This is a genomic window from Candidatus Venteria ishoeyi (assembly GCF_030378065.1).
GTDB lineage: Bacteria > Pseudomonadota > Gammaproteobacteria > Beggiatoales > Beggiatoaceae > Venteria > Venteria ishoeyi.
The window spans coordinates 1-6,717 of record NZ_JAUCGJ010000086.1 but is presented as its reverse complement, the minus strand read 5'-3'; the positions used below and the strand labels follow the sequence as shown (position 1 = coordinate 6,717).

The window sequence follows — 6,717 nt, the reverse complement described above, 5'->3', positions numbered from 1 at the left end:
GGCCGTAGCGAGGGAAGGCTGGTTTGAGGCAGATTTTTTCATTATTTGAGGCGAATATTGGGTATATTTAACGAAAATAAGGGAGAAATCTGACCAAATCCAGCTTTTCCGCAGTAGGTCTTGTGTTCTTGGACAGCCTCCTAGATAGCATTACTAAATTCAGCAATACTTTCCCTATCCAAGTGTTTAAACTTACCTTATGAATGAAGACTTTCCCGCAACGCCTGAGGTTTCCCGGCTAAAAATCCCCCCCCATTCCATTGAAGCCGAGCAATCCGTGCTGGGGGGCTTGATGCTGGATAATGAGGCCTGGATTCAAATTGCGGACAGAATCACTGAGCAAGATTTTTACCGCCGCGATCATCAATTAATTTTCAATGCCATTCATCAATTGCTGGATGATGAAAAACCCTGTGATGTGGTGACATTATCGGAATGGTTAGAGCAGAATAATCAACTGGATGCCGCCGGGGATTTATTGTATCTGGGTACCTTAGCCAAAAATACGCCCAGCGCCGCTAATATTGGAGCCTACGCGGATATTGTGCGCGAGCGCAGCGTATTGCGGCAATTGATTCAAACTGGCACTCAAATTACCAATAACGCTTTTCAAACCGAAGGGCGCAGTATTGCTGAATTATTAGACGAAGCAGAAAGTCTGGTGTTTGCCATTGCCGAGCAGGGTAAGCGCCAAGGCGGGTTTGTTGCCATCAAACAATTACTGGCAGAAGCAGTGGATAAAATTGACACCCTGTTTCACCAGGATAATGCCATTACCGGTATTTCTACAGGCTATGCCGATTTTGATGAAAAAACCTCCGGCTTGCAACCCTCGGACATGGTAATTGTTGCCGGTCGTCCCTCTATGGGAAAAACCAGTTATGCCATTAATATTGCCGAGCATGTTGCGATTCATGAACAAATGCCGGTTGCAGTATTCAGTATGGAAATGCCCGGTGAACAACTCGCCATGCGTTTAATGTCTTCGCTGGGGCGTATTGATCAACACAAGGTACGTACCGGCAAACTCGACGATGACGACTGGCCGCGCTTGACCTCAGCTATCAGCATGTTAGCGGAAACCCCATTATTTATCGATGATACCCCCGCCCTCAGCCCCACCGAGTTGCGCGCCCGTTCCCGCCGCCTGATGCGCGAGCATGGACAACTGGGTTTAATCGTGATTGATTATTTGCAATTAATGCAGGTGCCCGGTAAACACGATAACCGCACCAGTGAAGTATCAGAAATCTCCCGCTCCCTCAAAGCCCTGGCTAAGGAACTTAACGTACCCGTAATGGCTTTGTCCCAGCTTAACCGGGGACTGGAACAAAGGCCTAATAAACGTCCGATAATGTCAGATTTACGGGAATGTGTCACTGCTGAAACTAAAGTTGTATTAAGTAATGGGCAGCGTGTACCCATCAAAGAACTGGTTGGCACGCAACCAGAATTATATACACTCAATGAGGCTGGAAAATTCATCACAACTAAAAGTGATAAAGTCTGGAAAGTTGGGCATAAGCCGGTTTATAAAGTACATCTTGCCAGTGGCAAAAGCATAAGAGCCACTGCTGAACATCGCTTAATGACCGATTTAAGCTGGAAAAAAATTAAAGATATTCAGGTTGGAAACCAAATTGCCTTAGCACCTGAATTACCAGGACAGGCAAATAATGATTTATTTTGGGATCAAGTGGTATTAATTGAAGCGGATGGTGAGGAGGATGTTTATGATCTGTCAGTACCTGTTTATGAAAACTGGTTAGCAGACGGTATTGTCAGCCATAACTCTGGTGCCATTGAACAAGACGCGGATTTAATTGTTTTTATTTACCGTGACGAAGTCTATAACGAAGACAGTGAAGCCAAAGGCACAGCAGAAATTATTATCGCGAAACAAAGAAACGGCCCTATTGGCACAGTGCGACTGGCGTTTCTGGGGCAATATACCCGGTTTGAGAATTTTACCGGGGATTTGTATGAGGAAGAATATTAGTATCCTCTCCAAATCCCATGGCTCAAGTCAGCTACTATCAAAATGATACTGTGATTTCTGCTGGATCATGGATGCCAAAGAAGGTAGCTTGAAGGTTTTGCTGAGTTTATCGTAAATGTAGTCAAAAAGGTTAACTTCCAGCTTTCTAGCTGTTGCGGTAACCGTCATCATTGTATCCTTCGCTTGTGTGCCTTTGTCATTTTTGTTTTGCAAGCTGATATCCCGTCGCCGGGTCTGCTCACGAGCACCTAACTCTGCGGGGTTATTGTGTAAAGGGATTTGTGGAAACTGTAGAACCAGCAAAAGAGCCTTCTTTTTACTCAGTGTTAATGCCAGGCGATCATCCAGAGTGCTATAACCGGTTTTCTGTGAAAAGAGGGTGTCAAATTTTGCTGACAGACGTTCAGATTCTACCGGGCTGGGTGCCTGCTTATATGCGAGTAGCTCATGGTAGTAATCCCAAAGTTGTCCCAGAACCAATTCAATATACTGGCGATGCAGCAAGAGTAACGGTTTTAGCTTTTTATAGTGCCGCCCCTCATGTATCCAACAGAGTCCAAGGTGTTCTGTCAGTTTCTTAAATTGGGGCGCATCGTCACAAATGAGAACGGGAAACGGTGGACTTCCATGTTGGTGAAAGGCTCTCAAAGCCGCTGCTTCTAAAATACGTTGCCTTCTGCTTATCGGTATCGGGAAATAATTCGCTTAGTTTTTTATCTATGGCATCACGTGCGAGGATTTCATCACTGAGAAAGGGTTGTAGTCGTTGCTGTTGTTTGCCAGATAGTCCCATATCATTTAGTAGTTCGAGAGTCTGAGCGTTGAGTACAAAACTGAGCGGTTGCTGGCTGATAATTTCCAGCAAGGTTAGACGATCCTTTCACTGGGACTGTAGTAGACTTCATGCTTGAAGGCGATATTGTCGGGTGTCAATTTGATGTCCTGAATAATCACCGTGTCATATTCCTTGAAGATGGCATCTTCAGGGAGCTTATCCTTGTCAACACAACGCATCACTTCCCTGTTTGCAACGATATTGGTTTTTTTCAGGGTTCTGGGTTTCTTGGGTGGACGGTTATTCTTGGGATTGCGCTCATCTTCCGAGGAGATGTCGCCATCCTTCTTTTGTGGACGGATAGAGGGTCGTCCCTGCTCACCCTTCAAGCGATTGATTTCATCCTTCAGCGTTTGAATCTGTTCTTTGAAATCTTGATTCTCCTGCGCCAACTGTTCAATCAGGTTGAGCAACAGAATAATGCTGGTCCGGGTGACCGGATCGGTAATCGAATCCAGGTCAATGTGAAGTTGGCGGATAGTATCGAGAATTTCTGCGCTCATGGAGCTATTATTTAGTGTTTATCGCTTGAGTGCAAGTGATATTCAGTTCCTATCGTTGACCCAAGGCTGCACTTCTAAATTTCAGTTACCCGGGAATTTGAAGAAGATAGCTTCTTGGTATTAAAAATTGATTTTTTTAGCCATTAAACAGAGAAAGTAATAATTTTTTTGAATTTAGGTGGTATCGCTTAGATATTTTGACGGTTTGCAAGTAGGGTCACGGATTCAGGGTTATGACTCTCTATTGATACAATTTCTCAAAGTTTTTTCTGTGCATTGTAGATATTTAGCAGTATCTTTCCACTGACCACCATTTATGTTTTTAGCCCAAAGAACCATCCGTTTTTTGAACCATTCTACTCGTTCTGCATAAGTTCCTTCCCCAAACTCAGCATGTTTTACAGATGTGCTGATTTTGCGTTGATGCCACTCTTCTAATGCTTGTTTTAAGGCTTCTAATAATGGTTTTTCTTGCTGCCATGCCATGCACAACCAAGCAAGATGTTGTAAATCACGCAGATTACCTGGTAATTCATGGGTTTTTAGCATTTTTTCAAGTTCTGATGATGAAGGTGGGGTTTTTGGCTGATTTTCATCTATAGGTAATTCAGACCACACCCTTTGCCAGTCATTTTGTAAATCTTCTCGGCATTGCCGTAATGGTGGGATTTCCACAATTAAATGACTAAGACGGTCGAATAAATCAGCATCCAGCATTTCTTGCAAGTCTGTTATGTTACGATTAGAGGCACATACCACTTCAATATCTACGCTAATTTCTTTATCACTACCCACTGGGCGAAAATAGTGTTCACTACCTTGAAACACACGCACCAACTTACGTTGCAAAGGTTTGGCTAGATCTTGGATTTCATCCAAAAATAAAATACCATTATCAGCCTCTTTCAGTAAACCAGGACGTGCTTGATTAGCTCCTGTAAATGCTCCTTTGGTATGACCAAACAACATGCTTTCTGCAAGTTCTGAATCTAGCGTACCACAAGGTACTGTGATCAACGTTTTCCGCTGTTTTAACTTGACGACATGTGTTTCTACCAAACGGGTTTTTCCTATTCCACGCTCGCCAAGAATCAACAGTGGTGCATTTGGCAGTCTGGCATAACGAGATAAGCGGTGCAATGCTTCTCGCCGCGCGGTAGATCTCGGTTCACCATCATATAAAGCAACAGTTGGTTGCAGTCGAGATTGAGAGCGAATTTCTGCCAGATAAGTATTGATAGGAAAATCCACCAAATCAATTCTGGTGGTTTCCTCTTTCTGATTATATTGCGATGACCACAACTTCGTTTCTGCTGGAAATGCTCCTCCTGCATATAATATCAACCAAACAGTGTGCATAGCAGGTGTGCCAGGAGAAATATTGATATGCAGATATGGACAATTACCTATTTTAGGCAGTAATTTGTCTCTTACCATCTGATAAATCAGTAAGTGTTTTGTTGGATCTTCTATTGGTAATATCAGCGTTTTAAAATCGATACCTGCTGGAATTTTTGGTTGTGCTAAATTCTTATGTTGTGGTTGAAGTAAATAAAATACTTGTCGTATGTGTACTTTATGATCTTGTGCCAGGGCTTGCAGTGCATTTTTCAGCACTTCCCCCCCAGCACGGTGAGAATGCCAAGCTATTAAAGTATGGTTTTCTCGTTCTGTCATTGCTTTAACTCCCGCGTACCACAATAGTTTCTGCAATGCCTTGTTCAATCAGCTTTTGTGCGCTGGCAAGTTCAGCAATATTGCCGATGACAACCACTTTATGGTTATCCATTTGATGTACGGGAGGTTGATAATAAACTTGTTTTTTTACCTTTTTATCAATCATACGCTTTTCTTTTTTTGGCTTACCATTTTTATCTTTTATGGGTTTTCCGTCTTTATCTTTTATTACAAAGGTTTCTTCTTTTTGTAGCGTTTCCTCAATGGTATATTTAATCTCATAATGTTTACCTTTCAGTCGAGGAGCAACGACCTGCCAGCGATAAACCAGTTCATACGCTAATATAGTTTTATCCAAGTTTTCTTTATCATTTGGCATTATAGATTCCAAATTATCAGCAGATTTTGCTATTACATTATCCAATGTTTGATTCATAAATTTTTTTATTTTATCCTTATTAAATTCTCCTTTTTTCCAGAATATAACTTCATCTACAGGTAAGTCACCAAGTTTTGGATCATATAACAAACGATAAGGAGCGTATTGTTTCCAGCTTGATAAAATTTGCCCAAGACTATCAGCGCGATCATTTTGCAAATATAGACCAAATTCCAGGCTATGTTCAAAGCTTTGCTTTTCAAAATTAGCCGACATAACAATCGCTTCCCTCTGATCGTTCCATATTGCTTTGGCATGAAGCCAGCGGAAGCCTAAAACGGTTGCGCCAGCTTTTGCTAAATCAAACAATGCAGGCATGGCTTTTAGTCGAATACGTCCTAATACAGTGACTTGCAAACCATTTTTTATTTTTTCTAATAACAATTTAACTAAAGAAAAATCACTTTCCCAACCAAAACTAGAAATAGTCAAAAACTTATCTGCATTTTGAATGATTTTTTCTACTTGTAGTTGTAAAGTATTATCTGGCTTAGTTGCAAAAAAACTTCCATCTACTTGTGGGTTAGTTACTTTTCCCAATGGATTAATTGCAGCTAAACGCCCTTTTTCCTGTAACTCATGTTCAGCCACTTCCCAGAATGCCCAACGCAGGTAATTGTAAGCTATGATAGCTTCTTCCGGATTTAAACGGACAGCTAATTCCTCATTACGTTCTAAAGCATCAGTCGTTAAATTTGCAGTGAGCAGAAAACCTTGTGCTGTTGGTTCTTTAACATCGAGCAATACCAGCTTGGCATGAAAGTTTGGTGCAGAACGTAACAATACATGACCGGCTAATGTATTTAACATTATTTTATGTTGTTTCAAAACCTTTTTTCCAAATTCGTCATCATCATCTGGTTGCGTTTCCAGCTTGTTTTCTGAAGCTGTTAGAATATATACCTTTACCCCTCGTTGTGCTGCTTGTAACAAAGCCTGTTCTAATTTTGTTTCTGCTAATAAAAAGCTGATAAGCATTACTGTATCTTTGGCTTGTTTAATTGCGGTGATAATATCACGGATACAATACCGTTCTTCACCGCTTTGATATATTTGTCCTAGTTTTTCTTGCTTGGGAAAATTTCCTGAATGTTCTGGAATCCAAACCGGACACCCCACATCTCGACCACGTAAATCGTAACCGTTCAGACCCCCAAAGCAAATATTGTATATCAGAACAATTTATGTAACAGTATAAAGCATAATCATTCAGGTTCTCACATAGCATATGACTCTCAGTGACAACGATTTACAGCAGATAAAC

The 6,717-nt window shown here is 41.5% G+C and carries 6 protein-coding genes; 1 reads left to right on the top strand and 5 read right to left on the bottom strand.

Annotation, left to right across the window (positions count from 1 at the left end; all coding sequences use genetic code 11):
• Window positions 1-199 precede the first annotated feature (199 nt).
• A complete protein-coding gene (gene dnaB, locus QUF61_RS17780; RefSeq protein WP_289682900.1) occupies window positions 200-1,999 on the top strand; it encodes a replicative DNA helicase in 1,800 nt (599 codons plus the stop codon).
• Between the two features lie 27 nt (window positions 2,000-2,026).
• On the opposite strand, the gene QUF61_RS17775 is transcribed toward dnaB, so the two are convergent.
• The 5 genes from QUF61_RS17775 to QUF61_RS17755 all read right to left on the bottom strand — a co-directional run bounded on the left by QUF61_RS17775 (window position 2,027) and on the right by QUF61_RS17755 (window position 6,572).
• Window positions 2,027-2,647, bottom strand: coding sequence for an IS66 family transposase (locus QUF61_RS17775; RefSeq protein ID WP_289682899.1), 621 nt, complete (start codon window positions 2,645-2,647; stop codon window positions 2,027-2,029).
• Window positions 2,595-2,864 carry a hypothetical protein gene (locus tag QUF61_RS17770; protein ID WP_289682898.1) on the bottom strand — a complete coding sequence of 90 codons (270 nt, stop codon included), beginning with the start codon at window positions 2,862-2,864 and terminating at the stop codon, window positions 2,595-2,597. Before QUF61_RS17770 ends, QUF61_RS17775 begins: the two co-directional genes overlap by 53 nt.
• A 2-nt stretch (window positions 2,865-2,866) precedes the next feature.
• Complete coding sequence (locus tag QUF61_RS17765; RefSeq protein WP_289682897.1) at window positions 2,867-3,337, bottom strand: hypothetical protein; 471 nt, start codon at window positions 3,335-3,337, stop codon at window positions 2,867-2,869.
• Between the two features lie 231 nt (window positions 3,338-3,568).
• The gene (locus QUF61_RS17760) at window positions 3,569-5,014 is read right to left on the bottom strand and encodes a sigma-54-dependent transcriptional regulator (RefSeq protein ID WP_289682896.1); all 1,446 of its coding nucleotides are present in this window, start codon (window positions 5,012-5,014) and stop codon (window positions 3,569-3,571) included.
• A gap of 4 nt (window positions 5,015-5,018) precedes the next feature.
• Window positions 5,019-6,572 (bottom strand): phospholipase D-like domain-containing protein, encoded by a 1,554-nt coding sequence (locus QUF61_RS17755; protein ID WP_289682895.1) that lies wholly within the window; start codon window positions 6,570-6,572, stop codon window positions 5,019-5,021.
• Window positions 6,573-6,717 lie beyond the last annotated feature (145 nt).